The organism is Streptomyces albus subsp. chlorinus, from assembly GCF_013302895.1.
Lineage (GTDB): Bacteria > Actinomycetota > Actinomycetes > Streptomycetales > Streptomycetaceae > Streptomyces > Streptomyces chlorinus.
Genome location: NZ_VJOK01000001.1, coordinates 6868362 through 6893924 on the forward strand (window position 1 = coordinate 6868362; position 25563 = coordinate 6893924).

Genomic DNA, 25563 nt, shown 5'->3' on the forward strand with positions numbered 1-25563 from the left:
CCGCGCCCCGCCACCACCAGGCCGTCAGAATGGGCGCATGACCGACGCACTGCGCACTCACGTCCTGCGGATCACGACCGGCTCGTCCGAGACCGTCCACGACCTCACCCGCGACTGCGAGGCGTTCCTGGCCGACGCGGCACGCGGCCGTGACGGTCTGCTCAACGTCTTCGTCCCCCACGCCACCGCGGGCATCGCCGTCCTCGAAACGGGCGCGGGCAGCGACGACGACCTGCTCTCCGCTCTCCGCGACCTGCTGCCCCCCGACGACCGCTGGCGCCACCGCCACGGCAGCCCCGGCCACGGCCGCGACCACGTCCTCCCCGCCCTCGTCCCCCCGCACGCCACCTTCCCCGTGATCGGCGGGTCCCTGGAACTCGGCACCTGGCAGTCCGTCTGCCTGGTCGACACCAACATCTCTAATCCCAACCGGCAGGTTCGGCTCAGCTTCCTGGGCTGATCCAAGATCGTCCTGGGTGTGGCCGCCATATCTCCGTACTCTGCCTGGCCGAAACGGAGAAGCAGTGCGCGGTGTGGACATGGATGTGGCGGAACGGCCCTGGGACGGCTGCGGAAAGTGCCTGGTCGGCGTGCGGCGGCTGTTCCGCATGAAAGCGGCCACGACTTCGCCGCAACGTCAGCGGCAGGACGTGCTGACAGCCGCCGCGTCGATCGGCGGGCACATCATCGGCTGGGCCGATGACTGGGAAGTCTCCGGTGCCACCGATCCGGTGACCAGGCCGCGGCTGGGGCCCTGGCTGCGGGACGAGATGGGCTCCTACGACGGCCTGGTCGCCGCAGCGGTGGACCGGCTCGGGCGGAACGTCGTCGACTGCCTGAACACCGGCTACAAAATGCGTGACGAGGGCAAGCTCCTCCTCACCCATGGCCACGACGGTCCCTGGAACCTCGATGATCCGGCCGACGAGAACCGCTTCACGATCGAGGCGTGGGGCGCGCAGATGGAGCTGCGCTCCATTCAGCGCCGTAACCGTGACGCCACGGTCAAGGCGCGCACAGCGGGCCGTCCCAAGCATCAGCCGTCCTACGGGTTCCGGTACGTGCGGAAGGTGATGAACGGCAGGGTCGACAGCGTGGAGCTGCACCCGCACGCGGCCTTTGTCATCAGGAACGTGGCGCAGCGCATCCTCGCCGATCCGATGAATGTGACTCCCAGCAGCGAGGCGGCGCGATTGAACCGCATCGGCGAACTCGCGCCTGCCGACCACACCGATATGATGTACGGCAAGCTGGCGCGGGGACGGCGGTGGTATCCGACGAGTTTGAAGAACATCCTCCTCTCGGAGGCCGCTCTGGGCTACCTCATGCACCGCGGCAAGCCGGTCATCGACCAGGAGGGCAATCCGGTGCGGCTCTGCGAGGGGCTGTGGGACCGGATGACGCACGACGCGCTGAAGAAGGCCTTGGCCGCCCGCGATGTCCCCTTCAAGGGGAAGCCGCGACACTCGAACCACCCGTATCTGCTCACGGGCATTGCCGTGTGCGGGAACTGCCACAGCAGGCTGTACACGCAGACGTCGGCGGACGTGCCACCGAGGTATGTGTGCACGGCCCGGAACAAGGGCTGGCCCAGTGCGGCACACTGTCGCCCGGCTCCTCTTAGACACCGTTTCTGATGGCGTGATCGCTCGTTGGGCCGTGCATGACGGATCCGGTGTCGCGGTTGGTGCCGGACGAGTTGTGGACGCTGTTTCGGCGGGTGGTCCCGCCGACGGAGGTCAAACGCCCGCAGGGCGGCGGCAAACGGAGGGCCGGGGACCGCGAGTGCCTGGCGGCGATCATCTTCGTGGCCACCTCGGGCTGCACCTGGCGGCAGCTGCCGCCGGTGTTCGGTCCGGCCTGGCCCACCGTCTACCGGCGCTTCGCCCAGTGGAGCCGGGACCGCGTCCGGGCCAGGCTCCACCGGGTCATCCTTGACGAGCTCGGCGCCCGGGGCGAGCTGGACTGGTCGCGGTGCGCGATCGACTCCGTCAGCATCCGGGCGGCAAAAGGGGGCCACTGACCGGACCGAATCCGACCGACCGCGGCAAGCCGGGATCGAAAATCCACCTGATCACCGACCGGAACGGCGTGCCGCTGTCACTGGGCGTCTCCGGCGCCAACCTGCACGACAGCCAGGCACCGCAGCCGCTCGTGCGCGGGATTCCGCCGATCCGCTCCCGCCGCGGCCCGCGCCGCCGGCGTCCGGCCAAGCTCCACGCCGACAAGGGCTACGACTACGACCACCTGCGGAAATGGCTTCGCGAGCGTCGCATCGGCCACCGCATCGCCCGCAAGGGCATCGAGTCCTCCATGCGGCTGGGCCGACACCGCTGGGTCGTGGAGAGAACGTGGCGGGAGGCGGTGGCCCATCTTCCGCGGGCGCCGGCCCCCACATCTGGTCGATGGAGTAGCCGAACCAGCGGATGAGCACCCTTCGGGCATCCCGCTGAGGCCGGCGACGCCCGTAGTACCACGCCTCGAAGGTCTTGAGGGCGGGCTCCAGGGTGGCCACCTTGGGATTCCCCTCGGCCTCGGCCAGCTCGCGGGCCGCTTGCCTGAACCGGGGCAGGAACGCCTCGTAGTCCTTCAGCTTCTGCTCATCCAGCAGATAGCGGAACAGCGTGCCCATCGCGCCCCTCTCTTCCCGTGCCTCCTGCACGGCCGTGAATCCGACCGTAAAGCGACTGCCCTCTCAATTTGCCCTGCTGAGTGCAGGGTTACTGATACCGAGGGAGATCCGAGGGAAGTCCGAGGGGCCGAGGGGAATTCCGTTCGACGTCCGAGGGCGGTATGGGACTGGAGTCGGCCGCTGAACTCTTGCCAGGCTGTGACTCCTTGCGGAGAGTGCCGGGCCAACTACGGCCGAGCCCGAGGTCTGCTGCGACTTCGCTTCTGCCGCCGTTGTCGACGACTTGCAGCCGAAGACAAATCCCGGCACACAGCGCCAATGCGGCAATTGCGGGCATTCCGGAGGGCAACTCCGATACACGAGTGGAGGCTGTCGTGGTGACACTGCATCGGCTGACCGAGGCAGCGAGGAACGCGGTCACCCGAAGTTCCCAAAGGCTCGCCGGGCCTTGGCGCACGGATGAGTGCTGCATGCGAGCTGATCTGCCCGCAGAGCTCGCGTCGGTCCCGGCAGCGCGGCATGCGCTGTGCGAGCAGCTGGCCGACTGGGGGCTCGGCCTGATGGCGGACGCGGTCGCGCTGGCCGTAGGCGAGCTGTTGGCCAATGCCGTGCTCCATGGATGCTCTGACTGTCAGGAGACCATCACGCTGACGGCCTGCCGTACGTCCGGAGAGCTTCGCATCGGAGTCGACGACCCTTCCCCCGAACAGTGTCGGATGCAGGCGGCCAGCAGCGAAGCGGAGTCAGGACGTGGACTCGCCCTCGTTGGCGATCGCGGTCAGCATGACCGTCAGCCCGCACTGGCGCATGCTCCCCAAGGTTTTCGGCGAAGAACGTGCTGCCCTCATGTTCGACCAGGTACGGCAGATGGCCGACGCCGGAGCCAACCTGATCGTCGGCACCGACGCCGGAGTCCAGCGCACCGGCTTCAACGGCCTCCCCGGAGCGCTCACCTTCTACGCGCACCTCGGCCTCCCGAACCACACCATCCTCGACATGGCCATCCGCCGAAACGCTGAAGCGCTGGGACTCGGCCAGGTGACCGGACGACTCGCCCCGGGCCTCCGAGCCGATCTCCTCCTGGTCGACGGTGACCCGCTCCACGATCTCGAAGCGCTGCAGCAGACCCGGGCCGTCTTTGCGGCCGGGCGCAGGCACGAGCAGAAGTGAATAAAGGCTTCTTCGCTGAAGCCTGCAAGACGTGGTCCGGTGCCATGCGGATGGACAAGATCCGGGTTCCCCGCACGGGGCACGGCCGTCCGCGCTGCACCCCGGGACAGCATCGGCGCCGACAAGGCATACAGCAACCGTGCCACCCCGCGCCTACCTGCGCAGACGTGGGATCCGGCACGTGATCCCGGAGATGAAGGACCAGCGGGCCAACCGCCTGCGGCGGGGGTCGGACGGCGGACGGCCGCCGGGCTTCGACCAGGACGGTACAAGCAACGCAACACTGTCGAGCGAGCGGTCGGCAAGCTCAAGCAGGTCCGGGCCGTCGCCACCCGACATGACAAGCGAGGCTATGTCTACCTCGGCACCGTCACCGCAGCCGCATTCCTCATCTGCCTTCGATCATGACCGAAGAGACGGAACCTTAAGGGGTGCCGTCGGCACCGTTGAGGTTGCCGACCTGCCGGCAGAGGCCGGCCGACGGCTCATCGCTACACGTCGCCGGGACAGAGGTTGAAAGGCCGGTACCCGTTGGTGTTGTTGTTCTCCGCGAACACGGTGACGACGCCGCGATCGTTGTGCTGAGGGTCGATGAGCAACCGCCATCTCGTCGCGCCGGTGGTCCGGTACCTCCACTGGCCATGGTCGATTCGAGGCCGGTAGTTTTCGGCGATCGCCCTCACACACTCGGTGACCTGCCGGAAGTTGATGTCAACATGGGGACCCGGGCCGTGTTCCGCGTCGATATGCCTCATCCCGTAGCCGCGATGGTCATCCCAGTGTTCACCGCACCGCAGATACACCAAGCGGCCGTCGCCGGTGCCTGGAGGGAGAGCGTTGCCGATCCTTGAGAGGATCGCTCTGGCCCCGGCGGTGCAGGAACCCGCCGGCATACGCTCGGGGACAGCCTGGGTCGGCGCTGCCTGCAACACCAACGCACCGGCGGCCAGTAGAGCGACAGTGCCCCATCGCGCTGACCGGCCTTTGCGGCCCAAGCTCGGTCCCACCCCGGGGGCGCCCGGGGTGGGGGCGGACGGACGTCTTTTTTGATGTCTGACAGACATGCGCGTACCTCCTACTGGCACAGGGGGCGATTGCGCCGCGACCGGTTTCTGCGCGTAAGCCGCAGACGGTTCGGTCACCACACGGTCAAGTCTTCACGTCTGTACACGGAGCGCCCCTTGTGCGAAGCATCCGGGTGGTGCTGCCCGCCCGGTTTTCAAGAACCTCCGCTGAGTCAAGCCCTTTGGGCAACAGCCGAAGGAAGTCGACCCGCGGGCGCGCGGCGACGACGAGGGCCGCCGCGGCGATGGTGGTGACGCTGGTGCCCGAGGCGCCTGCCCGGTGTGCACCGGGCAGGCCTGGGGGGCGTCGCACTGGACACCGTGGACACCGGTCCCGACGGTTTCCTCTTCCGCCGCCTGCACCCGCGCTGGCACACCGTCAGCCATCTCGGACTCACCCCGGAGAGCATCGGCGACATCATCACCCGCCGCGCCGGAAACGACCGCAAGGGCATCGCCCTGAACGGCGGCCGGGTGCCCGGCTCGGCCGCCATGGAGGACTAACTTCGACGACGGCGAGGGCTGGGAGGAGAACGCCATGAACTGGGTGCTGCAGGGCGGCCCGTCACGACGCCGCCGTCACGGCGGGGGCCGACGGCTGCGGCTGGTCGGCGGGGCCGGCCTCAGTCGCGGTCGCGGGCGGCCGGGCTCTGCAGGGCGCCGGGGTCCGGTTGCCCGACGGCGGCCCGGTCGGTGCCGGCCGCCTCGAGCCGGTCCGGGACGGGGGCTTCCTCGCCGCGGTTCAGCTTGAATATGCGTTCGCCGTACTTGACCATGTCCACGTATTCGTGGATCGGCTTCCACTGGCCTTTGCTTCGCGCGAATGCCACGAGAGTTTTCCAGACCCGACTTTGTAGTTTGATGTATTTTACGTCTTGCCAGAGGAGGTAGAGGGACGGGTAGAGTTCGTTGTGTTCGATGACCGCCCAGTTCTTGGCGTAGTTGAGACTTTCGGCCCAGCTCGAGTAGTCGTCGTGGGAAGTGATGGGGCTGCCTCCGATTGCCATCAGGACGGTGTCCTTGTACTTCGTTTGTTTTTTATCGGCATTGTCGTTTCCGCTGGACTTTTTGTAGTCGGCGCCGGCGCCGATACCACGGAAGGACGCCGCGACGGAGCCTCCGAACGCCCTCCGTTCCTTCTCGGCCTGGGCGTACTCGTTGATATCGGTGGTGTCCGAGGCGTGGATGAGGCCGCCGAGGGTGAAGTACGCCGGAACGTAGAAGCCCCACTCCTCCAGGACCTTCATGAGTTTTTTGTAGTGGTCCTCGGTCACCTGGTCTCCTTCGAAGTCGAGGGCATCGTCGACCGCTTTGGCGAAATCGGCGTTGGGTTTGACCTTTTTCAGGTCATGTTTCAGGATGACCTTGCGGACCGTGAAGCGGGTTACCAGGTGCTCGGTGGCCGTCCTACCGTCCTTGGACTTCTTGCTTTCGTGTTCGTATTCCGCCTTGGCGTCACCGAAGGGTGTCGTGAGTTGCACGGAGGCGGAATTTACGCCGGAAATCTCCAGGTGTCTGGTGAATTCGGAGAAACGGTATGTGGTGGCCTTTTCGGAACTGATGTCGGGCTGATTGGCGTCAGGCAACACCGCCGCGCATACGTTCTTGAATGTTTTCGTGAGACCGCGCTTTCCGGGAGTGCGTCCGCGAAAGACGCCCAGCTGGTCGAGAACATCTCTTTTCGTGGGGCTACTCAGGTGAAACCACTTCTCTCCTCCGTCGGGGTTGACGGACCCTTTGATCTTGCCGATGTAGAGCTTGTCATCTTCCTCCTTGTCCAGGGCCTCCGAGAGTTTCGTCGAGCTCTCGATGTCCCGGGCGAGAGGGGTGTCGTCAAGCAGGAAGTCATCGTCCGTGCCCATGATCGTGTCGGTGGTGAGCTTGCTGCGCGTGTCCGTTAGGAACGCGTCGGTGTCGAGTTTGAGCCCGCGGCCGTTTCCGTTGGTGTTCTTCACCTTCACAAGTTTCTCGCTCATATGCTTTTTCCTTTCCGGTTCTCTTCGTGGGCACGTGCCAAGTCCGCTTCCGCCCGCGGGGGCCGCGGGAAGCCCATCTGAGGTGTGATGTCGGATGGTGCCGCCGCAGGGCCGTGGGCGGCCCCTGAGCCCTGGCGGGATTCGGCCCCCGTAACGACAGCCCCGGTGAAACGGGGCCTTCTCGACCGGCACCCGTGGATGCGAGGCCGCGCGAACTCCTCCAAGGCGGGCGGGCGGTCCTCACCGTTCTCGTTCTCGGGGCGGATGATCGCTTCGTAAGGCCGTCGCGGTCCCGCACGGTTCGAGGTCCCGGACCGAAGCCGCCCGTCCCGAAAAACGCTACCTCCGCGCCCACGTCGGCACCTTCGCGCACAGTCGCCAAAAGTGGCTGCCCGTGGCGGGGCAAAGCACCCGAACCCCCATCCCAACTGCGAGGATGACCGTTGGCCGGTGGCGGTGCACCGGGCGTCGGCTCTGGACCGAACGAGTGAGGCCCAGTCGATCCGCCAGGCCCCCTCAGCCACGCCGGCTGAAGCTGGTCCAGCTCGCGTTCGGTCAACGGCCGCTAGTGACCTGAGTCAGAGATTCGTCGACAGTAAGTGGCGACCTTGTCGAGGATCTCGTCGGCTGTCTTGGTCCAGACGAACGGCTTGGGGTCCTCGTTCCAGTCGGTGAGCCAGGTCCGGATGTCGCGTTCGAGGGCTTGGACGGAGCGGTGGACGCCGCGCTTGAGCTTGTTTTGGGTCAGCTCGGCGAACCACCGCTCGACCAGGTTCAGCCAGGAAGCACCAGTGGGTGTGAAGTGCAGGTGGAACCGCGGGTGCGCCAGCAGCCACCGCTTGATGTCCGGCGTCTTGTGGGTCGCGTAGTTGTCCAGGATCAGGTGGACTTCCAGGCGGTCGGGGACCTCCTTGTCGAGCTTGGTCAGGAACTTCTTGAACTCCGCCGCCCGGTGGCGGCGGTGCAGGGAGCCGATGACTTTCCCGGTGGCGACCTCCAGGGCGGCGAAGAGGGTGGTCGTGCCGGCCCGGAGACAGTCGTGACTGCGGCGTTCGGAAACACCGGGCATCATCGGCAGGATGGGCTGGGACCGGTTCAGGGCCTGGATCTGCGACTTCTCGTCCACGCACAGCACGAGCGCCTTCTCCGGCGGATCGAGATAGAGGCCGACGACGTCACGAACCTTGTCGATGAACAGCGGATCGGTGGACAGCTTGAATGTCTGCGACCGGTGCGGCGCCAGTGCGAACGCCCGCCAGATCCGCGAGACGGTCGACTGCGACATGCCCGTGGCCGCTGCCATCGATCTGGTGGACCAGTGGGTGGCGTTCTTCGGCGTCTCCTCGAGTGTCTTGACGATGACTCTCTCGACGTCAGCATCGGTGATCTTCCGCGGGACGCCGGGCCGCGGATCGTCGCACAGACCGTCCAGTCCCCGTTCGAGGAAGCGGCGCCGCCAGGTGCGGACCGTGTCCGGAACGACCCCTGACCGGCGGGACACCTCCATGATCGAGTGGCCTTCAGCGCACTCCAGCACGATCCGCGACCGCAGGGCCAGAGCCTGGGCCGTTGTTCTGCGACGCACCCAGCCCTCCAGCACGGTCCGCTGGGCATCAGTGAGCGACAACGGCGGAATCTTCGGACCCGGACGACTCATACCCAACCAACGACGAACCTCTGACTCAGGTCACTAGTAGTGCTTCGTTAGGTCGGGTGATCTCGTCTGGTGGTGGGCATCTGCTCTGCTATGAAGCTGGGAGAGGTGGAACGGCTCCGGGGTGAGTTAGCGGAGTTCGTTGCGGATGTGTTCGCCTCGCTGCCGCGGCGGGATCAGCGGCGGTGGGGCGCGTGTTATCTGCGGGGTCTGATGCTGGACGGCCGGCGTAAGTCGATCCAGCCGATGGCCGAGCGGCTGCCGGAGGGCAACATGCAGGCCCTGCAGCAATTCGTGAACCAGTCGCCGTGGGAGTGGATGCCGGTACGACAGCGGATCGCGCAGAGACTGAGTGAGGCGATCAGCCCTGAGGTGTGGGTGGTCGACGACGTGTCGTTTCCCAAGTGCGGCAGTGCTTCGGTCGGGGTGGCCCGGCAGTACTGCGGAGCGCTGGGCAAGCGGGCGAACTGCCAGGTCGCGGTCAGTGTGCACGCGGCCACCGACACGTCGTCGTGCCCGTTGGGGTGGGAGTTGTTCCTGCCCGGGGAGTGGACGGACGATGATCGGCGGCGCCGGCGGGCTGGGGTCCCTGAGGAGGTCGGGCATGTGTCCAAGACGCGCCTGGCTCTGGGATTGCTGGAGGGGCTGGCCGCACAGGGTTTAGCAGTGCCGGTGCTCGTGGCCGATGCCGGTTACGGCCGCAGCGTGGCCTTCCGGCTCGCGTTGGAGGAACGCGGCTGGTCCTACGTCATGGCGGTGGACCCCAGGGAGATTGCCCGCCCGGCCACGGCCGAGCCGCATCAGCCGGAATACGGCGGGCTGGGACCACCCACCCTGCCCCGCTACCGCGAAGCTCCCCGGCCCTTGACCGGGTTCGTCGATGCCGGCACCTCCTTCGAGGAGGTCACCTGGCGCCAGGGCAGCAAGTCGATGATGACCTCGCGATTCGCCGTGCTGGAGGTGCGGCCCTCGGGCAAGGAAGCCTGCCGCACGGCCCAGGAACAGGCCGGTGGACGCAGCCGGTGGGACGGCGTTCTGCCGATGCGGACACTGCTGGTCGAGCAGCCCGCGGACGAGGCCGGGCCGACCGGCTACTGGATGACCAACCTGCCCGCCACCACCCCGGTCGCCGATCTGGTGCGGTGGGCAAAGATGCGCTGGCGCATCGAGCACGACTACCGCGAGCTCAAGCACGGCCTGGGCCTGGACCACTTCGAGGGCCGCACCTGGCGCGGCTGGCACCACCACGTCACCCTCGTCACCGCCGCCCAGGCCTTCCTCACCCTCCGGCGGCTCGACCCCAAAGCCCGGACGCCGGCCTGACCCTCTACCAAGTCCTGGACGCACTCCAGGACCTACTGAGGTGCTGGACCGGCATCTGCACCACCTGCGGCCGACCCCTCACCACCAGCAAAACCACAGCAAGAACCTAACGAAGCACTACTAACAAAATGTCCCGCGAACTGACGGGAGAATCCACGCCAACCTGGCGAATCGAGACGGACATGACTGCCACAACAGCCTGAACGGTGATCAGACGCTCTCTAAGAGGGGGCCGGTTTCGGAGGCGCCTTGGACCCGGGGCGCCGAGCGTGGGTGCGGGCGCGAGCAGCGGCAGCACGGGCGGCAGCCGGTACCCCAGATGGCTTGGTTGTGGCCATCCCTTCCGGCTCGGAGGTGGCCATGGCGGTGCATCGGCGTCGGCGCAGCTCATCGAGTGGGACGAGAGCGGCGGCGGCCTGGGCGATGAGCCGGCCGGGTGCGAGGGACGCTTCGTCGGCCAGGTCACGGATTTGCCGGGCGGAGGCCGCAGCTGTGCGTAGCAGGGAGGCGTCGAGGACCTGTTCCGCGAAGTAGTCTGCCGAGCCTCTCGCGGCGATGCCGCACACTTGGCGGACGCGGTCGGCCTCCAGTGTGCCGTCGGCGAGTGCTCCTCGGCGCTGGCATTCCCACAGCACGGTGAGCTGGTCGACCGGCTCGCCCCGGTGGTGCAGTGCCCCCAGGGCCCGGTAGATGTGCGCGTGTCCGGGGTCGGCGAAGTCCTCCGGGCGCAGCCAGCCGGCCACCTCCCGCATCTGCTGCGGGTACGTGGCGAGGGCGCCCAGAGGAGGGACTCTTCCTCGGCCAGGACACGCTCATCCGCCGAGCCCTGCGCAGGGACAGGCGCGGCACGTGATGTTCCGACTCGTGGGGCCGGGCGCTCGGTGCCCCAGCGGCGCCCCAGGTCATCGAGCACGTCACTGAGGACGTGGGCGTGCTGGAGAGTTTCGGCGACGCCCGCCGCTCGGGCGGCGTGGTGCAGGCGGGTGGCGTGTTCGGTGACGCTGCGGTGGATAGCGCCTTCCAGCACCATCCGCCCCTAGACCGGGGCGTGTGCGGGGCGGGGGCAGGCCGAAGCGAGGGAGTGCACGTAGCCGACCGTGATGCCGCGCGCGTGTGTGTTGGCCTTCTCGCGGGTGTGTTGACCCAGGCGAGGGGAACCGGTGCGTCCGGCGACGCCTTCGTCGTGGGGTGCTGTTCGGTACGCAGGTCGAGCATCGCCGCATACAGGGCGGCGTGCGCGGGCCGGTAGAAGTGCCCGGGGCGCAGCCATCCGGACAGCCGCCCGAGCTGGCGCGGCTCCAGCAGCACCGCGCCCAGGACCGCCTGCTCGGCCTGCACCAGCGGCGTCTGTGTCACCCGTGCTCCACAGCTGCGACGGCGCGGTTCGCCTCTGCCAGGTCAGCGGCATGACGGTCGAGAACGTGCGCGAGCGCGGCATCGGCCGGAACGGCACCGCTGGAAGCGACGAGCCACCAGCGGCCCTCCCGGCGTACGGCAGGGCCGCCGGCAAGGTGCCCGGTGCGTGGGGGAGCGGATGTCGGCCGGTTGGGAGAGGACATGGGGTACCTCGGCGAGACGAGCGGCTGGGCGGAGACGGGCGGTGTGCCGGAGTCTCGCCGGGGTGAGGCGCGGGGGAGGTGGGGTCATGCGGCCGGTCCGTACTGGTCGCGGTTGGAATGATCTTTGGCGAGGGCGCGTTCGGTGATGGCGGCTGTGGCCTTTTTCGAGGCGGTGCCGAGCCGGTCGGCGTCCGGCTCGCGGTACCAGGGCTTGAGGTCGAGCAGGGCGGGGCGGATGCCGGTGGCCAGCAGGAGGGCCGATCCCTTGGGCAGGGCGCGGATCGCGTCGGCGGGCAGGACGCGTTCGGTCCGCATGGACACGGAGGAGGACTTGCCCGTATCGCTGGAGGAGACCGACACGGTCTGCACTTCGTGGTCCCCGGCCAGGCGGCTGAGTTTGTCGGCGAAGTCGGCGTCGTCGATGCCGGAGCCGATGAGTTTGATGGTGGCGGCGGACCAGAGGGCGTCCATGCCGGTCTCGCCCCACACGCGCTGCCCTTGCCGGTAGGACTGCAGGATGGTGATGGGGATGACGCCGCGGGAGCCGGGGTGGGAGTACAGGTCCGGCAGGTCCTGGATGTTGCACACGTTGGCGGCCTCGTCCAGGATCGCCAGCATCGGCGGGTCCAGGCGGCCTCCGGCGCGTTCGGCCTGGATGACGGCCGCGCGCATCACCGCGTCGGCGGCGGCGGCGATGATCGCTGAGGCGGAGCCGCCGTCCTTGGACAGCAGGAACAGCGTGTCCGTACTGGTGGCGAACCCTGCCGGGTCGAACTCCCGCAGCGTCAAGCCGGACGGCGGTGGGGTGACCCAGGCGGCGATGCGCGGATCCAGCAGGCAGCTGGCGTACTGCCGGGCGGTCTCGAAAATGCCGTCCTGGGTCTCGACAGCACCGGCAACAGTGCCTTGCAACTGTGCGGCGACGGCATCCAGGCCGGCGTCGGTGAGCAGGTCGATCGGGGTGCGGTCGGCCGGGGAGGCGAGCCAGGCCATCACTTCGGTCATCGGCCGCTGCCCGCGGGCAGCGGCCAGGAACAGCGCGGTGAGCGTGTTGGCCGCGGCCGTGGACCAGAAGTCCCCGGCGCTGGACTCGTCCACGGAGGCGGTGACGAAGTGCTGGGCCAGGCGGCGGGCTCCGGCCAGGTCGTGGGCGTCGGCGAGGATGTTCCACCACATCGTCTGCTCGGCATGCGCGATCTGCTGCGGATCCAGCGTCCACACCGTCCCCACCCGGGAACGTGCGTCGAGCGTGGTGGTGAAGGCGTCGTTGGCCGCCTTGTTGGATGTCAGCAGCACCGGCCCGGGGCGCGCAGGATCGCGGGTATGGCCAGGCCGGAGGTCTTGCCGGACCGAGGCGCCATGATCGTGAGGAGGACGTCCTCCCAGGAGGAGCGGACTTCCGTGGCGCCGGGCTTGAGGGTGCCCAGCAGCACACCGCGATCGTCGGGGGCGACGTCCTTCGGCTGGGTGTCGGCGAGGCTTGCGCGCAGGCCGGTGGCCCTGGCTGCTGCCTTCTTCGGCAGCAGGTCGCCCAGGGCCTGCTGGTCGGCCAGGCCCGACCGGCTCGGGCGATGGCGCAGCCACAGCTTCACGCTCGCGAACGTGATCGTGACCAGGACCACGGCGGGGAGGCCGTAGCAGCACACGAGCAGAGCCGGGCGTGGAAGGTGGGGCCAGACCTGGTGGGGGTGAAAGAGGACTCGCGTGGGCCCGTACGGTGCCCAGGTGCCGGAGCCGAGAGCGGTGTTGGCGAGGTTGCCGAACAGCCAGGCAAGTGAGCCGCCGCCGATTCCGAGGGCGGCCAGGGCGAGCAGGAGAGAGAGCAGGACGTCCGTGCCGGTGGTGGTCGACGGCGTCCTGGTACGCGCATCAGACAAGACGGGATCTCAGAACATGCGAGGTCGGGCGGGGGAGCGCGGGGTGAGGCGGGTGTTCTGCGCGTGATCACGGGTGTGCTCCTAGCGGTGGCGGCGCGGGGACGGGGCGGGCGATGAGGGCGGGACCGGGCGGGCGGCATTCGCGCCGGGTGTGGGGGCGACCGTGCTCTGGGGGGCGGTGGCGTTGTAGTGCGCGACGCGGTCGCGCCAGTGTGGCTTTTCGGGAGGACCGAGTTCGCGTAGTTGCCGGGGCAGGCCGAGGCCGCGCAGCTCCTCGGAGGCGTCATCCAGCTCGTCTCGCAGCTCGGTCAGCGTGCCGGCGGCCTCCTCGAACCGGCAGGCCAGCTCAAAGCCCTCGTCGGCCCCGGAGGCACGGGCCTCTTCAGCGGCGGCCTCGAAGAACTCGCCCAGCCGCGCCAGCGCGCCGAAGTCCGGGTGCAGCACCTGGTCGGTGTGGTGTTTGGCGCGGGCGTAGGTGTGCGTGCTGGTCATCCGGTGGGTCAGCCCCCGCACGAGTCGGCCGACGGTGTAGGTGTCCTCGGGGTCGGGGGGTGGGGTTCGGCACGGTGCCAGGTCCTCAGAAGTGCGGGTTTTCGGTGGGGCGGTCGGCGTCGTTGGCGGCTTCGAGGAGTTCGGGGAGGTTTGCCGGATCGGCGTCGCGGTTGTCGATCCACCACCCCGCGCGAGTCACCGGCCGGACCGCGTCCTCGATCGCCTCCCAGGCGTGCTCGTCCAGCTCGCCCTCGGCGACCAGAGCGGTGTAGGCGGCGGTCACCAGATGGCGGCGGCAGCGGGCCGCCCAGCCGACTGCGCGCTCGCTGCCCTCCAGCGGCGGCATCCGGTACTGCTCGGCCCACGCCTCGGCCTCGGCCGCTTCTTCGGCGCGCTTGGTGGCCAGCGACTCGGCCTTCGACACGGGGTCCCCGTCGCGGGCCGCGCGCCAGCAGTCAGTGCTTAGCTGCACTAGCCAACTTCTGACCTGCTGCGCTGCACTCGACAGTGCGGCAGAGGGCAGTCCCGACACCGGGCTGGGAACCGCCGTCTGCGGTGAGGGAGCGGGTTGGCGAGGAATGGTGAGGTGGAGGTCGGCTTCGATGCGCCGGGCCTCAGCGGCGAGCCGCCGCCCGAGGTTGTGCGGCTGATCCTGCCAGACGCCGTCCTGCCGGATGAGGTTGGCCAGCAGATCCAGACGTCCCGGCTGGGCTTGGACGGCGATCCAGCGGCACCCTTCGTCGTCTCCCGGGATCTCGATCTCCGCGACGCGTGCGAGCCGATGGGCGATCTCCGACCACTCCGGGCCGGTGAGATCCCGCTCGCCGATCGGCAGCCGCACATCGATGTGCAAGATCGCATGGCGATTATCCTCGGGACTGGCCGCGAAGGGATGTTCGTGCAGCGGGTCCTCCAGTGCTCGGCCCACTGGAGGGATGTCCACGTCGCTTGTTCGTCGTCAAGGGTGTAGTCATCCAGGCCGGGCCAGTAGGCGACGACCGTGTATGCGGTCAGGCCCTCCTGTGGTGACACCCGCCGCCCCAGTGCTTCACTGAGCGGGTCATGGGGGGTGTGCTCACGGTGGTTGACGCGGGGAATCACGCCGGTATGCCTCCGATCGGACCGGTGGGCAGGCTCAGAGAACGCCGGCGAAGGTGGCGGTGGAGACTCATTGGCCGCCCCGTGTGTCGGCGACGTGCACCAGCTGACCGAGGGCCGTGGTGGTGTACCAGCCGCAGTCGACCGGGTCGGCGCCGTGCGGACCTTCGGGAAGGCTGTGCTCCTCCATGGCGTGCAGGTAGATCAGGCAGTCCGGGCAGTGCCCCGTAGCGTGGGCAAGGTAGCCGGGGTGGGCGGTGATGTAGGTCTGACGGCCGCCGTTCGGGTCGCGAAGCCGCCAACCGTCCTTATCGGTGGGCGTGTGCCAGGAGGGGGTGACCACGCGCATCGAGCGTCCCCACAGCCTGCCTCGGGCGATGCCTTTGAGGACGAGGACCTCTTCACGGGGCTGGAAGTGGCGGTGGGTGATGTCCCGGTCCGGGGTGACCGGGTCGGGCGTCGGGGAGAGTACCGGGATGCCGGTGTTCGGCGGAGGCAGGGAGTCGCTCACGCAGGTCCTTCCACACAGGGGGCGGGTAGCGGCGGGAGGATCAATGGTCCGCGCGTTCCCCGGTTTGGCTAACCGGGAGGTATCCGGTAGAAGCGCCTGACTGCCCGCGCTCTCCCCCTCCGGCATCACAGGACCAGCGCGCCGTCTGCCACCAACTCCTCGGCAGCAGCCTCTAGTTGGCGCGAATGTCCACAGTGCGCGCCGCAGCTCAAAAATCAGGCGATTTGATCAGCTTCTTGCTATGCCGCTACTGTCGTGATCATCAGCGCGCATCTGGTCAGGCGGTGCGCACGGTACATGGGATAAACAGAAGTGAAGCGCATAGCAAAGAGAATGGCCGTTGTCGCATCTACGGCGGCCGTGCTGATGGCCGCAGGTCCTGCGGCTGAGGCGGCACCCGCGCATACGGTGGCGGCAACAGGGTTCATTCAGTGCAAGGTGAAGGCGAATGAACCCCACGAATCCCATGGAAAGCCGGGATGGATCGTGGGGAAGTCCCAGTTCGGCTGCACCGCACGCGTCGACTCGGTCACCAACGTCGTCAAGCTGCAGAAGAAGGTCAAGGGTAAGTGGGTCAACGTCACCAAGAGCAAGGCCCGCAACGTGCACAAGCCCAAAGCCGGAGTGAAGAAGTACCGTAACCAGACGCGAAACTACAAGTGCCGGAAGGGAACCTTCCGCACTGCGTCCATGGGCCACGGCGTCTACCGCGGAGTTCCGTCCAAGTCGCGGCACTGGACCTACAGCAAGTCGGTCAAGAACCCCTGCAAGTAGAGGCCACGGCCCGTGGACCCCGCCGGTTAGGAGACGTTACATGCTTCCGGAAATCGTGGAAGTGATCCGCTCGTTCGCGGCGGAGGGGAAGGTTCTCTTCTCACAGGTCAATGACTCGACCGCTGTGCTGATTCCCGAGGACAGCGGCTGTGCCGTCATCGTCCACGACTACGGGGACACGGTCACTGTTCGTACAGGTCTCGATATGGCGATCAGCATTGACCCGGCGGAGGAGGACTTCACAAGCCTCTTGCGCGAGCTGCTGGTAGCTCTACAGTCCGGGAATGCGCAGGAGCGGCTGACCGCGGTGTACCGCAACCGTCTCGCTCCTGATGGCTACAAAGTGGAGCACGCCGGCGGAACGCTGCAGGAGTTCGGCGAGCGTACCGGACGCGAATTTACGGTAGCGCTCCCCAAATGGAATGCCTCCTGAACCCAAGTGCACTTCGGTGACTGGGTGGGGCGCCGCCTGGCGCCTCACCCATGCGCGTGTCGCGACAGGAAGACGTGTCCGCAGGCGTCAGTGGGGGTTCATCGCAACGGGTTGCCGCGGTCGTTGTTGGTGGCTGCGTCGAGAAGCTCGGGCAGGTCGGCGCTGTCGGTGTCGCGCTGATCGATCCACCATCCGGCGCGCGTGACGGTGCGAGCTTTGTCCTCCAGCTGTGCCCAGTCGGCGTCGTCCCAGGCGCCTTCGGTGACGAGGACGGTGTGCGCGGCGGTCTCGGGTGCACTCGCCCCAGCCGATGGCCCGCTCGGGGCCGTCGAGGGGCGGCATCTCGAACTTCTGGGCCCATTCCGCGGCGGCTTGGTGTTCTTCGGCGCGCTTGGCCTCCAGCCACTCCTGTGTGGAGGGGGCGTTGGCATCGTGGGCGGCCTTTCAGCAGTCGGTGCTTCTCTGCACTTCACCCGAACGTGGCCACTGGCGGGTTGAGGATTAAGAGAACGCTGTGGGCCCGTCCCACTCTTGCGCTTCGGGCATGTTGGCAGCGTCTGTGATGGACGGTCGTGTGTAGCGCTCTCGCCGTAGTTCAAGCACGGTGTCGGCTCTGGCAGCTTGGAGTGCGGATTGGATGACGAAGAGTCGAGCCAGCCGGTAGTCCTCGTCAGTCAGGAGCTTGTGGCTCTTGTCCACGGAAAACCGCATGGAACCGTTTGCGTAAGCGTTGACACGCGGAGCTTGGATGTTGAACTGTGCATACTGTGCGTAGTCGATTCCGAGGGCCAGAATCCGCATCGCACTCTACAACACCTGGGTGACCTTGGTGACGGCCTCCAGGGCCCGGCCGGCTCTCGTTCCGGAGGCTGTAACCCCTGTCGCGGTAGGTTTTCAGGGTCGGGCCGAAACTGAAGGGCGCGCGTGCGTTGCCCCGCTCTCGGCGTTCGCCGTAGTAGCTGATCAGCTCGTTGAAGGCAATTCTGAGCCCCGCCATGGCCGCTGGGATGTTGCCCTGGTCCACACGATCCTGGGCCGCCTTCAAGATCTCGACCGTTTTCGAGCGAGTGACGAGGTCAGCCATGTCGACGGTGGCGAAGTCGACTCCGAAGACCAACGGTGTGGCGTCGGTAAAGAAGGCAGTGATATCGGCCTTGGCCTGCGCGATGGCGCTGGCCGACGGGATCGTGCCGTGATGCTTCAGGTCGACCCTCAGCTTGTTCATGCGGCCCAGGGGATGCTTGCCCGGCAACGGCTGGTTTCCGGGGAGAGCAGGCTGCAACCGTTCCCAATACTGAAGGAACTTAATGTCGCCAGGAATGTTGATCTCCAGGTGCTCGGCGCTGAGCAGGAGAAAGTGTTCCGCGGCGTCTTGGAAAGACAGGATCGCGGTGCCGGATACCGGCTCCGGCTGTGCGCTCTGATGCATGCCCTGCTTGTGCAGGAACCGGATGAAGGCCAACCGTTGGATGGTCGTCGGAGTCAGTGGGTTGGGTGTTGTCATCGGGTCCCTCGTGTTCGTGGACTCGGCAGGCCGAGGTCGACCGGAGCCCGGTGAGTCAGGCGGCGGGCCTCGTCGCGTTTCGTGCGGAGGAATGCCAGGGTCAGGTCGATACCGTCGATCTCGCCAAGCCACTGTTCGGCGGCGGCGCGCTCTCGCCGTTCGGTGAGATCTTCCTCCAACTCGTCCAGCCGCGCGACCATTTTCGCGTTCACCTGGAGCAGGGGGCAGCGGATGCAGGCGTGTTCGTGCTGGCAGGGGGTGCCGTAGGGGCGTCCGCATGAGCCGAGTTCGACCTTGCGCTTGTCGAAGTGCTCTTCGAACTCGTTCCACTCGTCGCTGGTGACGTCGCGGTATTCGTGGTCGGGGCGGAGCTGGCGGCGTTCGTTGAGGTGGGCGAGGTAGTGGCGGATGACGTCTTCGTCGAACACGGCGACATAGCCGCGGGTGGTTTGGATATTGAGGTGGCCGAGCAGAGTGGCGCCGATGTGGATGGGTAGTGCGCTGTTGACGAGCTCGGTGGTGAAGATGCGGCGGAAGTCGTGCGGGGTGAATTTGACTGAGCGGAAGGCGGGATGGTGTTCAGCGAGGTCCTTGCAGCGCCGTGCGAGCATGTTCAGGACGGTTTGGGGACTGATCACGCTGCGGGTGGAGCCGATCTTCCGTTGGAACAGGAACGGCATGGGCGGACTCCAGACCTTGTCGTGCGGGTCGAAGCGCCGCAGTATCGGGACGGAGTTGCCGTCGCAGGTGTGCCGGCGAATGACGGATGCGACGACGTGGAACAGCTCGGCAGACATTGGGATGACGCGCTCGCGGTCGGTCTTGGACGGGCTGATGACTAAGGGTTGTCCCGTAACTGCTGGTCGGGTGAGATGATCTTGCTGTGTCTGGTGTGATCACGGCGTCGGAGCCGTCCTGGACAGCCCCGTTCACCGGGCTGAGCCCGCGCCAGTTCGGCATGCTGATCACCGCGCTCCGGCGCGAGGGTGCCGGCCCGGTGCGCAAGGGCCGGCCCTGGAGCGCCTGCCGCTGGAGGACCGCGTACTCCTGGTCGCCGCCTCCTGGCGCACAAACCTGACCCTGCGCCAACTGGCCCCGCTGTTCGGGGTGTCCAAGTCGGCCGCCGGCCGCATCATCGACCACCTCGGGCCCGCGCTCGCCCTCCAGCAGCGCAAGCGGTACCGCAAGGACACCGTGCTGATCGTGGACGGCACCCTCGTCCCCACCCGCGACCACACCATCGCCGAGCAGTCCAAGAACTACAGGTACTCCACCAGCCACCAGGCCGTCATCGACGCCGACACCCGGCTCCTCGTCGCGGTCGGCCGACCAGTCACCGGCAACCGCAACGACTGCAAGGCGCGTGGGAGCTGTCCGGCGCGGAAGACGCCGTCGGCAAGAAGACCACAGTCATCGCAGACGGCGGCTACCGGGGCACAGGGCTGGTCATCCCGCACCGCCGCGAGAGGGGCCGGACCGGACTCCCGGCCTGGTAGGAGGAGCACAACGCCTCCCACCGCACAGTCCACGCCCGCGTGGAGCACGTCTTCGCCCGGATGAAGGGCTGGAAGATCCTTCGCGACTGCCGCCTGAAAGGTGACGGCGTCCACCACGCCATGCTCGGCATCGCCCGCCTGCACAACCTCGTCCTCGCCGTGTGACGCAGAAACCAGCCGGCCACCCAGCACGCCACAGATCATTTACGGGACAAGCCTTAGCGGTAAGCCATCGCCAGGGCCCTGACGGCGCCCAGAAGCCTCTCGCGTGCGGGACCGGGCGGCGCTTCCTCGTACAGATCCAAGATCATGCGGCGGCTGTCGGCGTTCTCCAGCGCCGCGGTCGGGCCCCAGGTTGCCATGTGGTCAGCGATGCCGCGATCCGGGCAAGCGACCACGAGCTGATCGTGGCCGCCCACAACGTTCCGGCTGCTTGGCGGCCGGTGCCGCCAAGCAGTGATCCGTTCCGCTCGCCGGTGGTGGTTCCGGTTCCGAATCCGGCCCCGGTTTCCGGGGGTTGGGGTTACTGAATGGCTGGCTAGTGGGTGGCGTGTCCGAAGTGACACGAAATTCGAACAAGCGATCTGATGCCGGTATGGACGTGATCGACTTCCCCGACGACCTGGTGCAGACGCAAGCCGCCTGGAACGCGACCTACCAAGCGCTGGCCGCACCCCGCCCCCGTGACACCACCGCCCTGCGCCGCCGCCTGCTGCTCCTGTCCGTCCGGCTGTGGTGGCACCCCTACTGGGAGACCGCCCCCTCGGTGCCGGCGGCACGGTCCGAACTGCGCCACCTCGCCCGTGCCCAGGGAGCCGTCCAGACCGCGTGACCGGTCGTCCCGGTCGACCAGGAGCACGAGGTTGCGGCAAAGGGTGCGCCTATCTGTTGCGCGGCCCGCAGGACCGTCCACATGTTCGTGCAGTTCACCACGCTGTTGTGCCGTGGTCGGATCGCTCATCCCCGTGGCGGCTGCGCTGCCCTTGTCCCTTGGCTGGAGTGAAGGAGGAAGGGACGGGCGGGATGGGCGGCGCGGCCGGGGATCGGGGTGCGCTCAGCCGGTTGCGCGTCGGCCGGGGCCGCCGCGCTTCGCCGCCGTCAGCCCGGCGGCGGAGCCGGGACGGAAGTCGCCGGCGCCCCGGTGCTGTCCTCCCGGTGCTGAGACCCACCAAGGGGTGAGGCGGGAGAGTCCCGCCGGATGGAGGTACCGCTGTGATCGTCCGATTCCTGGGTGGCCCGCTCGTCGGTCGCGTACTCACGACCACCGACGCCCCGTGGGCCGGAGGCTGGCTCTCGGCCGGTGGCGCCGACTGGGGCCTGTACGTTCCCGTGCACCGCGACCCGACGACCGGCGTCGTCCTGGCGGAGGCCCGGGTCACCATCCCGCGCCGCCGGTAGCCGGCCCCCGGGCATACGCTGCAACACCCGCGCCGCGTTGCACGCCTGCTCGGCCTGGTCGTCGTCCATCGGCCAGGTACCCAGGCCGATGCCGGGTAGCTTCCTGGCGTCGTTGAGCGTGTGCACCGGAATGCTGGTCACCGTCCGACCTTCGCGTTCGGCGGTGGCGTACAGCCGGTATGGGTTTCCCCTCGGCGCGGCTCGGAACGGCTCCCGGAAGACGAGGACGTCAGTCGCCGGGTGGGAGGGGGAGCGGATCCAGCCCCTCCGAATCCCCGAGTTCCTCGAGGGGTTCGACCCGGACGACCCGGACGCCGCGGCCGGTGAACGCCGACACCTGGGCCTCGCTCGCCGCCTGGTGGGTGACCAGGGTCCAGCCGGGCGGCAGGGCGGCCCAGGCGTGGAAGGGGGCGCGGCCCAGCTTCTCCGCGTGGGCCAGTACGTAGACGCGGGCCGCCCGGCGGGCCATCAGCTCCTTGAGGCGGGTCTGGCGCAGGTCGGCCTCGTTGATCCCGCCGTCCGCCGTGACCCCGTCCGCGGAGAGGAAGACGCGGTCGAAGGTCATCCGCTCCAGGGCCGCCTCGGTCAGCGGGCCCACGAAGGCCTGGCTGAGCGGACGCAGTGTGCCGCCCAGGCACTCCACGTGGATGCTCTCCACGTCCGCCAGCTCGTGCAGCGCGGTCAGGCCGGTCGTCGCCACGGTGAGGTCCCGCGCGGTGCGCAGTTCGTGCGCCAGCGCGCCGACCGTCGAACCGGCGTCCAGCAGCACCGTCTCGCCCGGCTGCACCTCGGCCGCCGCCCACCGGGCGATCGCCCGCTTCTGCGCGTACGCCTCACCGGTGCGCTGCCGCAGCGACGCCTCCGGGTGGGCGGTCAGCGCGATCGCGCCGCCGTACGTCCGGGCGAGACGGCCGTCGGCGGTGAGCCGGGCCAGGTCGCGGCGGATGGTGGAGGCGGTCACGCCGAAGCGCTGCGACAGCTCGTCGACGCTGGCCAGGCCGGTGGTGGCGAGTCGCAGGATCTCCTCGCGCCGGGCCTGCGATGCGGTGGGAGGCATCAAGTGTCCTTCTGGATATGGCGGTTCAGCGGGCGGTGGACAATTCGGCGGCCTGCCGCAGCGCCTCGATCATGCTACCGGCCTCGGCCTTGCCGGTTCCCGCGATGTCGAAGGCGGTGCCGTGGTCGACGGAGGTGCGGATCACCGGCAGACCGATGGTCAGGTTGACGCCCGCCTCGATGCCGAGCACCTTCACCGGGCCGTGCCCCTGGTCGTGATACATCGCCACGATGAGGTCGTAGTCGCCGCGGGAGGCGAGGAAGAACGCGGTGTCGGCGGGGAGCGGGCCCCGGGCGTCGACGCCCTCGGCGCGGAGCTTCTCCAGCGCGGGGACGATCTTCTCCTCCTCCTCGCCGTACCCGAACAGCCCGTTCTCGCCGGCGTGCGGGTTGATGCCGCAGACGCCGATGACCGGGTTCGGGTCGCCGGCCCGGACCAGGGCCTCGTGGCCGCGGCGCACGGTCCGCTCGACCAGCCCCGGCTCGATGCGGCTGACCGCGTCGATCAGGCCGATGTGGGTGGTGACGTGGATGACCTTCACCTTCTCGGTGGAAAGCATCATCGACACTTCCTCGACGCCGGTGAGGTGGGCGAGGAGCTCGGTGTGGCCGGGGTAGACGTGCCCGGCGGCGTGCAGGGCCTCCTTGTTGAGCGGGGCGGTGCAGATGCCGTCGATCTCGTCGGCGACAGCCAGTTCGGCGGCCCGCCTCACGTACTCGTACGCGGCGTTGCCCGCCACGGGGGACAGCTTGCCGAAGGGCAGGTCGTCGGGAAGCAGGCCGAGGTCCACGACGTTGATCCGGCCGGGGGTGAACTCGGCGTCGGCGGGGGCGTCCACGGCGGCGACCTCGCACTCGACGCCGAGGATCACGGCCGCCTTCCGCAGCCGGGCGGCGTCACCGATCACCACGGGACGGCACCGGCCGAGTGTGGCGGGGTCCAGCACCGCCGGAACGATGACCTCGGGCCCGATGCCGGCGCCGTCGCCCATGGTGAGGCCGATGAGGGGGAGGGGGTGCTGGGCGTTCACGGGATGACTCCTTGGCTCGGTGACGGTGCGGTGGGACGACGTGCGGGTGACGGGGACGGCAGGCGGGGCCGTAGTGCGGCGGCGATGCGGTGGAACGAGTCCGGCCCGCCGAAGCTCCCGGGGCGGGTGACGACCGACCGGCCGTCGGCGGTAAGGGAGTGGACGGCGCCGTGGTGGATCTCGCCGACGGGTCGCAGCGCGGTGATCTGCGCCGCGTCCAGCACCCGGCGGGCGGTCTCGCCGCCGGTGAGCACCAGGTCGGGCTCCCCCGGCAGCGCGGCGGCCGTGCGGGCCAGTCCGGCCACCAGGCGCCGCGCCACCCCGGGCTGGATGCCGCCGGACCCGTCGACGGAGAGGACGGTGATCCCGCCGGGAGGCAGCGGCGGCAGCGGTACGGGGGAAGCGCCGGTCAACTCGTCGGGCTTCAGGGACACATGGTGCGCTCCGGCCGCCTCCAGTTGCGCGATCTGCGCAACGATGCCGTGCTCGGCGCTCCCGGCGACGACAAGCAGGGGCCGCCCGGTGTCGGGGACGTGCTGCCCGGGGACCGCGGTCCCGACGCACCGGCCCAGCGCGGCGGCCAGACCGCCGCTGCCCAGCAGCCGGTACCCCGGGCCCAGCCGCAGCGCGGCCTCGGCGACGGCGTCCAGGTCCGCGTCGGTCTCGGCGTCGCACACCGGGTGCCGTCCGCGCGCGGCCACCGCGGTGAGCCGGTCGGCGAGGGCCCGCGGCCCCTGCCGTACGACGTCGAGGGGCACCCCGGCGGTGAGCATCGGGGCGAGGGCCCCGGCGACGGAGCGGGGTGCCGTCCGCTCCTCCGCACGCCACGCGCCGCTTCCGTGCAGCGGTACGCCGTTCACGTGGACCACGCCCCCGCGCACCACCCGTCCGGCGACGGGCAGGGCCACGGCGGTCACGACGGCTCGGGCGCCCTCGGCGAACGCGACGGCCTCGGCCCCCACGTTCCCGCGCAGCAGCGAGTCGGACTTCTTGTACCAGGTCGTCGCGCCGGGACGGGCCGCGAGCGCGGTGCGCACGGCGCCGGCCGCGGCCGCGGCCGGCAGGTGACGCGAGTCGAGGTCCACCACCACGGCCTCGCCGTCCCGCGCGGGCGGTGCCTGCGCGGGGTCCAGGGCCAGCAGCGCCGGCAGCCGCAGCAGTGCGGCAGCCTCCGCGGCGCCCGACAGGTCGTCGGCGAGTGCCATGACCGGTGGCGCGCCCCTGTAAGGGCTCACGGATACCTCCTCCAAACCTGTACGCGGCAGAGCGAGGGTCGAACGGCCGCGGCGCCGACGGGCTCGACTATGGCACATCCTGCGCGATTCGCGCGAGGGGTATTGCGCATAACGTGCAGCCATGCGAGCGTTCCTCCACGCGACAACGGCCGTCGCACACCACCCGCCGGGCGGGCGGCGCCCGGCACGGCCCCGTACCGGAAGGAATCACCCGTGAGCACCGGAACCGGCACTGGCACCCCCGCCCCGCGGGGCAGCACGCGCCCACAGGGCACCGCGCAGGGGATGGAGCTCCCGTCCGTCCCGGTCCCGCTGTCCCGCCTCGTCCTCGGCACCATGACGTTCGGCGACACCGTCGACCGCGCGGGCGCCGCCGACATGCTGGACGCGGCCCTCGACTCAGGGCTCACCGGCGTCGACACCGCCAACGGCTACGCGGGCGGCGAGAGCGAGCGCATCCTCGCTGGGTTGCTCCCCGGCCGCCGCGACCGGATCGTCCTCGCCACCAAGGCCGGCATCCCGCACCCGGACCAGGGGGAGCACGCCCCGCTCTCCCCGGCGGGACTGCGCGCGGCCCTCACGGGCAGCCTGAAGCGGCTCGGCACCGACCACGTCGACCTCTTCTACCTGCACCAGCCGGACCGCCGCACGCCGCTCGCCGACACCCTGGCCACGGTCGCCGAGTTCGCCGCCGAGGGGAAGATCCGCGCGCTCGGCGTCTCCAACCACGCCGCCTGGCAGATCGCGGAGCTGACGCGCACCGCCGAGGAGACCGGCGCCCCGCGCCCCGTGATCGCACAGCAGCTGCACAACCTCCTCGCCCGCCGGATCGAGGAGGAGTACACCGAGTACGCGGCCGTCAGCGGCCTGCACACCATGGTCTATAACCCGCTCGGCGGCGGCCTGCTCACCGGCCGGCACCGCTTCGGCACGGACCCCGCCACCGGCCGCTTCGGCGACTCCGAGCTGGCCGCGATGTACAAGCAGCGGTACTGGAACGAGGACCTGTTCGCCGCGGTGGCGCAGCTCACCGCCATCGCCGAGGGCGCGGGCCTGCCGCTCACCGAACTCGCCCTGCGCTGGCTGCTCGACCGGCCGTCCACCGACGCGCTGCTGCTCGGCGGCTCCCAGGTGGAGCACCTGCGCGCCAACATCGCCGCCGCCCAGGCCGGCCCGCTCCCTGCCGACGTCACCGAAGCCTGCGACGCCGTCGGCGCCGCCCTGCGCGGCCCCATGCCCGCCTACAACCGCTGACCGCCGAGCCGCGAACCCGTACCTTC

The 25563-nt window shown here is 68.9% G+C and carries 23 protein-coding genes and 8 pseudogenes; 14 read left to right on the forward strand and 17 right to left on the reverse strand.

Features of this window, described 5'->3' with window-relative positions:
* Nucleotides 1-37 precede the first annotated feature (37 nt).
* The 6 genes and pseudogenes from FM076_RS29745 to FM076_RS34310 form a co-directional block, all read left to right on the forward strand.
* Nucleotides 38-460 (forward strand): secondary thiamine-phosphate synthase enzyme YjbQ, encoded by a 423-nt coding sequence (locus tag FM076_RS29745; RefSeq protein WP_173873941.1) that lies wholly within the window; start codon nt 38-40, stop codon nt 458-460.
* A gap of 79 nt (nt 461-539) precedes the next feature.
* On the forward strand, nt 540-1637 hold the full coding sequence (locus tag FM076_RS29750; protein WP_180218803.1) for a recombinase family protein: 1098 nt from the start codon (nt 540-542) through the stop codon (nt 1635-1637).
* A 26-nt stretch (nt 1638-1663) separates the two neighbouring features.
* Nucleotides 1664-2382: pseudogene (locus tag FM076_RS29755) on the forward strand (IS5 family transposase); the annotation flags it as partial.
* A 720-nt stretch (nt 2383-3102) separates the two neighbouring features.
* Nucleotides 3103-3339, forward strand: a pseudogene (locus FM076_RS35410) (ATP-binding protein); the annotation flags it as partial.
* A 58-nt stretch (nt 3340-3397) separates the two neighbouring features.
* Nucleotides 3398-3802 (forward strand): amidohydrolase family protein, encoded by a 405-nt coding sequence (locus FM076_RS29765; RefSeq protein WP_243274673.1) that lies wholly within the window; start codon nt 3398-3400, stop codon nt 3800-3802.
* 50 nt (nt 3803-3852) lie between these two features.
* Nucleotides 3853-4210, forward strand: a pseudogene (locus tag FM076_RS34310) (IS5/IS1182 family transposase); the annotation flags it as partial.
* An 83-nt stretch (nt 4211-4293) separates the two neighbouring features.
* Here the strand turns inward: FM076_RS34310 and FM076_RS29770 are convergent.
* Nucleotides 4294-4734, reverse strand: a complete 441-nt coding sequence (locus FM076_RS29770; protein ID WP_173873943.1) for a hypothetical protein — start codon at nt 4732-4734, stop codon at nt 4294-4296.
* A 414-nt stretch (nt 4735-5148) separates the two neighbouring features.
* Here FM076_RS29770 and FM076_RS34315 point away from each other — a divergent pair, with 414 nt between their 5' ends.
* Complete coding sequence (locus FM076_RS34315; protein WP_243274674.1) at nt 5149-5370, forward strand: hypothetical protein; 222 nt, start codon at nt 5149-5151, stop codon at nt 5368-5370.
* Nucleotides 5371-5489: 119 nt separating this feature from the next.
* On the opposite strand, the gene FM076_RS29780 is transcribed toward FM076_RS34315, so the two are convergent.
* Both FM076_RS29780 and FM076_RS29785 read right to left on the reverse strand, forming a co-directional pair.
* Nucleotides 5490-6842, reverse strand: coding sequence for an MAC/perforin domain-containing protein (locus FM076_RS29780; RefSeq protein WP_173873944.1), 1353 nt, complete (start codon nt 6840-6842; stop codon nt 5490-5492).
* Between the two features lie 565 nt (nt 6843-7407).
* Nucleotides 7408-8499 carry an IS630 family transposase gene (locus tag FM076_RS29785; RefSeq protein WP_173873945.1) on the reverse strand — a complete coding sequence of 364 codons (1092 nt, stop codon included), beginning with the start codon at nt 8497-8499 and terminating at the stop codon, nt 7408-7410.
* A 90-nt stretch (nt 8500-8589) separates the two neighbouring features.
* Here FM076_RS29785 and FM076_RS29790 point away from each other — a divergent pair, with 90 nt between their 5' ends.
* Entirely contained in the window at nt 8590-9819 is a 1230-nt protein-coding gene (locus tag FM076_RS29790) for an IS701 family transposase (RefSeq protein WP_173873946.1), read from the forward strand.
* Between the two features lie 221 nt (nt 9820-10040).
* Here FM076_RS29790 and FM076_RS34320 read toward each other — a convergent pair whose 3' ends face one another.
* The 6 genes and pseudogenes from FM076_RS34320 to FM076_RS29815 form a co-directional block, all read right to left on the reverse strand.
* Nucleotides 10041-10571, reverse strand: a complete 531-nt coding sequence (locus tag FM076_RS34320; RefSeq protein ID WP_243274675.1) for a DnaB-like helicase N-terminal domain-containing protein — start codon at nt 10569-10571, stop codon at nt 10041-10043.
* A gap of 490 nt (nt 10572-11061) precedes the next feature.
* Nucleotides 11062-11175 (reverse strand): annotated as a pseudogene (locus FM076_RS35145) (DnaB-like helicase N-terminal domain-containing protein); the annotation flags it as partial.
* 287 nt (nt 11176-11462) lie between these two features.
* Nucleotides 11463-13255, reverse strand: a pseudogene (locus FM076_RS29800) (type IV secretory system conjugative DNA transfer family protein).
* An 81-nt stretch (nt 13256-13336) separates the two neighbouring features.
* Nucleotides 13337-13768 carry a hypothetical protein gene (locus FM076_RS29805; protein WP_207730277.1) on the reverse strand — a complete coding sequence of 144 codons (432 nt, stop codon included), beginning with the start codon at nt 13766-13768 and terminating at the stop codon, nt 13337-13339.
* A 64-nt stretch (nt 13769-13832) separates the two neighbouring features.
* The gene (locus FM076_RS29810; RefSeq protein ID WP_180218804.1) at nt 13833-14255 is read right to left on the reverse strand and encodes a hypothetical protein; all 423 of its coding nucleotides are present in this window, start codon (nt 14253-14255) and stop codon (nt 13833-13835) included.
* Nucleotides 14256-14915: 660 nt separating this feature from the next.
* Complete coding sequence (locus FM076_RS29815) at nt 14916-15356, reverse strand: hypothetical protein (RefSeq protein ID WP_345945321.1); 441 nt, start codon at nt 15354-15356, stop codon at nt 14916-14918.
* Between the two features lie 486 nt (nt 15357-15842).
* Here FM076_RS29815 and FM076_RS29820 point away from each other — a divergent pair, with 486 nt between their 5' ends.
* Both FM076_RS29820 and FM076_RS29825 read left to right on the forward strand, forming a co-directional pair.
* Nucleotides 15843-16130 carry a hypothetical protein gene (locus FM076_RS29820; protein ID WP_173873948.1) on the forward strand — a complete coding sequence of 96 codons (288 nt, stop codon included), beginning with the start codon at nt 15843-15845 and terminating at the stop codon, nt 16128-16130.
* 40 nt (nt 16131-16170) lie between these two features.
* Nucleotides 16171-16563 carry a hypothetical protein gene (locus FM076_RS29825; RefSeq protein ID WP_173873949.1) on the forward strand — a complete coding sequence of 131 codons (393 nt, stop codon included), beginning with the start codon at nt 16171-16173 and terminating at the stop codon, nt 16561-16563.
* Nucleotides 16564-16661: 98 nt separating this feature from the next.
* On the opposite strand, the pseudogene FM076_RS34335 reads toward FM076_RS29825, so the two are convergent.
* From FM076_RS34335 to FM076_RS29835, 3 genes and pseudogenes are all read right to left on the reverse strand, one after another.
* Nucleotides 16662-17007: pseudogene (locus FM076_RS34335) on the reverse strand (hypothetical protein); the annotation flags it as partial.
* A 226-nt stretch (nt 17008-17233) separates the two neighbouring features.
* Nucleotides 17234-18067 (reverse strand): hypothetical protein, encoded by an 834-nt coding sequence (locus tag FM076_RS29830; RefSeq protein ID WP_173873950.1) that lies wholly within the window; start codon nt 18065-18067, stop codon nt 17234-17236.
* A complete protein-coding gene (locus FM076_RS29835) occupies nt 18064-18903 on the reverse strand; it encodes a tyrosine-type recombinase/integrase (RefSeq protein ID WP_345945452.1) in 840 nt (279 codons plus the stop codon). The genes FM076_RS29830 and FM076_RS29835 overlap by 4 nt, the downstream gene beginning before the upstream one ends.
* Before the next feature lie 47 nt (nt 18904-18950).
* Here FM076_RS29835 and FM076_RS29840 point away from each other — a divergent pair.
* Nucleotides 18951-19728: pseudogene (locus FM076_RS29840) on the forward strand (transposase).
* Nucleotides 19729-19781: 53 nt separating this feature from the next.
* Here the strand turns inward: FM076_RS29840 and FM076_RS35150 are convergent.
* Nucleotides 19782-20237 carry a DUF6221 family protein gene (locus tag FM076_RS35150; protein ID WP_345945322.1) on the reverse strand — a complete coding sequence of 152 codons (456 nt, stop codon included), beginning with the start codon at nt 20235-20237 and terminating at the stop codon, nt 19782-19784.
* On the opposite strand from FM076_RS35150, the gene FM076_RS29850 reads away from it, so the two are divergent.
* Both FM076_RS29850 and FM076_RS29855 read left to right on the forward strand, forming a co-directional pair.
* Entirely contained in the window at nt 20159-20395 is a 237-nt protein-coding gene (locus FM076_RS29850; protein WP_173873952.1) for a hypothetical protein, read from the forward strand. The two genes, FM076_RS35150 and FM076_RS29850, sit on opposite strands and share 79 nt — an antisense overlap.
* 380 nt (nt 20396-20775) lie before the next feature.
* A complete protein-coding gene (locus FM076_RS29855) occupies nt 20776-20961 on the forward strand; it encodes a hypothetical protein (protein WP_173873953.1) in 186 nt (61 codons plus the stop codon).
* Nucleotides 20962-20991: 30 nt separating this feature from the next.
* Here FM076_RS29855 and FM076_RS35155 read toward each other — a convergent pair.
* The 4 genes and pseudogenes from FM076_RS35155 to FM076_RS29870 form a co-directional block, all read right to left on the reverse strand.
* Nucleotides 20992-21102: pseudogene (locus FM076_RS35155) on the reverse strand (aldo/keto reductase); the annotation flags it as partial.
* An 88-nt stretch (nt 21103-21190) separates the two neighbouring features.
* Entirely contained in the window at nt 21191-22018 is an 828-nt protein-coding gene (locus FM076_RS29860; protein WP_173873954.1) for a DeoR/GlpR family DNA-binding transcription regulator, read from the reverse strand.
* Between the two features lie 25 nt (nt 22019-22043).
* Nucleotides 22044-23048 carry a 4-hydroxythreonine-4-phosphate dehydrogenase PdxA gene (pdxA, locus tag FM076_RS29865; protein ID WP_173873955.1) on the reverse strand — a complete coding sequence of 335 codons (1005 nt, stop codon included), beginning with the start codon at nt 23046-23048 and terminating at the stop codon, nt 22044-22046.
* Nucleotides 23045-24283, reverse strand: a complete 1239-nt coding sequence (locus tag FM076_RS29870; protein WP_345945323.1) for a four-carbon acid sugar kinase family protein — start codon at nt 24281-24283, stop codon at nt 23045-23047. Before FM076_RS29870 ends, pdxA begins: the two co-directional genes overlap by 4 nt.
* A gap of 285 nt (nt 24284-24568) precedes the next feature.
* Here FM076_RS29870 and FM076_RS29875 point away from each other — a divergent pair, with 285 nt between their 5' ends.
* Nucleotides 24569-25537: an aldo/keto reductase gene (locus tag FM076_RS29875; RefSeq protein WP_173875103.1), complete on the forward strand. Its 969-nt coding sequence runs from the start codon at nt 24569-24571 to the stop codon at nt 25535-25537.
* The last annotated feature ends 26 nt before the right edge of the window (nt 25538-25563 follow it).

What these genes read in the sequence shown, in the direction of transcription:
- FM076_RS29745 (WP_173873941.1), top strand. Translation starts at nt 38, where the DNA reads ATGACCGACGCACTGCGCACTCACGTCCTGCGGATCACGACCGGCTCG.
- FM076_RS29750 (WP_180218803.1), top strand. Translation starts at nt 540, where the DNA reads ATGGATGTGGCGGAACGGCCCTGGGACGGCTGCGGAAAGTGCCTGGTC.
- FM076_RS29780 (WP_173873944.1), bottom strand. Translation starts at nt 6,842, where the DNA reads ATGAGCGAGAAACTTGTGAAGGTGAAGAACACCAACGGAAACGGCCGC.
- FM076_RS29785 (WP_173873945.1), bottom strand. Translation starts at nt 8,499, where the DNA reads ATGAGTCGTCCGGGTCCGAAGATTCCGCCGTTGTCGCTCACTGATGCC.
- FM076_RS29790 (WP_173873946.1), top strand. Translation starts at nt 8,590, where the DNA reads ATGAAGCTGGGAGAGGTGGAACGGCTCCGGGGTGAGTTAGCGGAGTTC.
- FM076_RS34320 (WP_243274675.1), bottom strand. Translation starts at nt 10,571, where the DNA reads ATGCGGGAGGTGGCCGGCTGGCTGCGCCCGGAGGACTTCGCCGACCCC.
- FM076_RS29825 (WP_173873949.1), top strand. Translation starts at nt 16,171, where the DNA reads ATGCTTCCGGAAATCGTGGAAGTGATCCGCTCGTTCGCGGCGGAGGGG.
- FM076_RS29830 (WP_173873950.1), bottom strand. Translation starts at nt 18,067, where the DNA reads ATGACAACACCCAACCCACTGACTCCGACGACCATCCAACGGTTGGCC.
- FM076_RS29850 (WP_173873952.1), top strand. Translation starts at nt 20,159, where the DNA reads ATGGACGTGATCGACTTCCCCGACGACCTGGTGCAGACGCAAGCCGCC.
- FM076_RS29860 (WP_173873954.1), bottom strand. Translation starts at nt 22,018, where the DNA reads ATGCCTCCCACCGCATCGCAGGCCCGGCGCGAGGAGATCCTGCGACTC.
- FM076_RS29875 (WP_173875103.1), top strand. Translation starts at nt 24,569, where the DNA reads ATGGAGCTCCCGTCCGTCCCGGTCCCGCTGTCCCGCCTCGTCCTCGGC.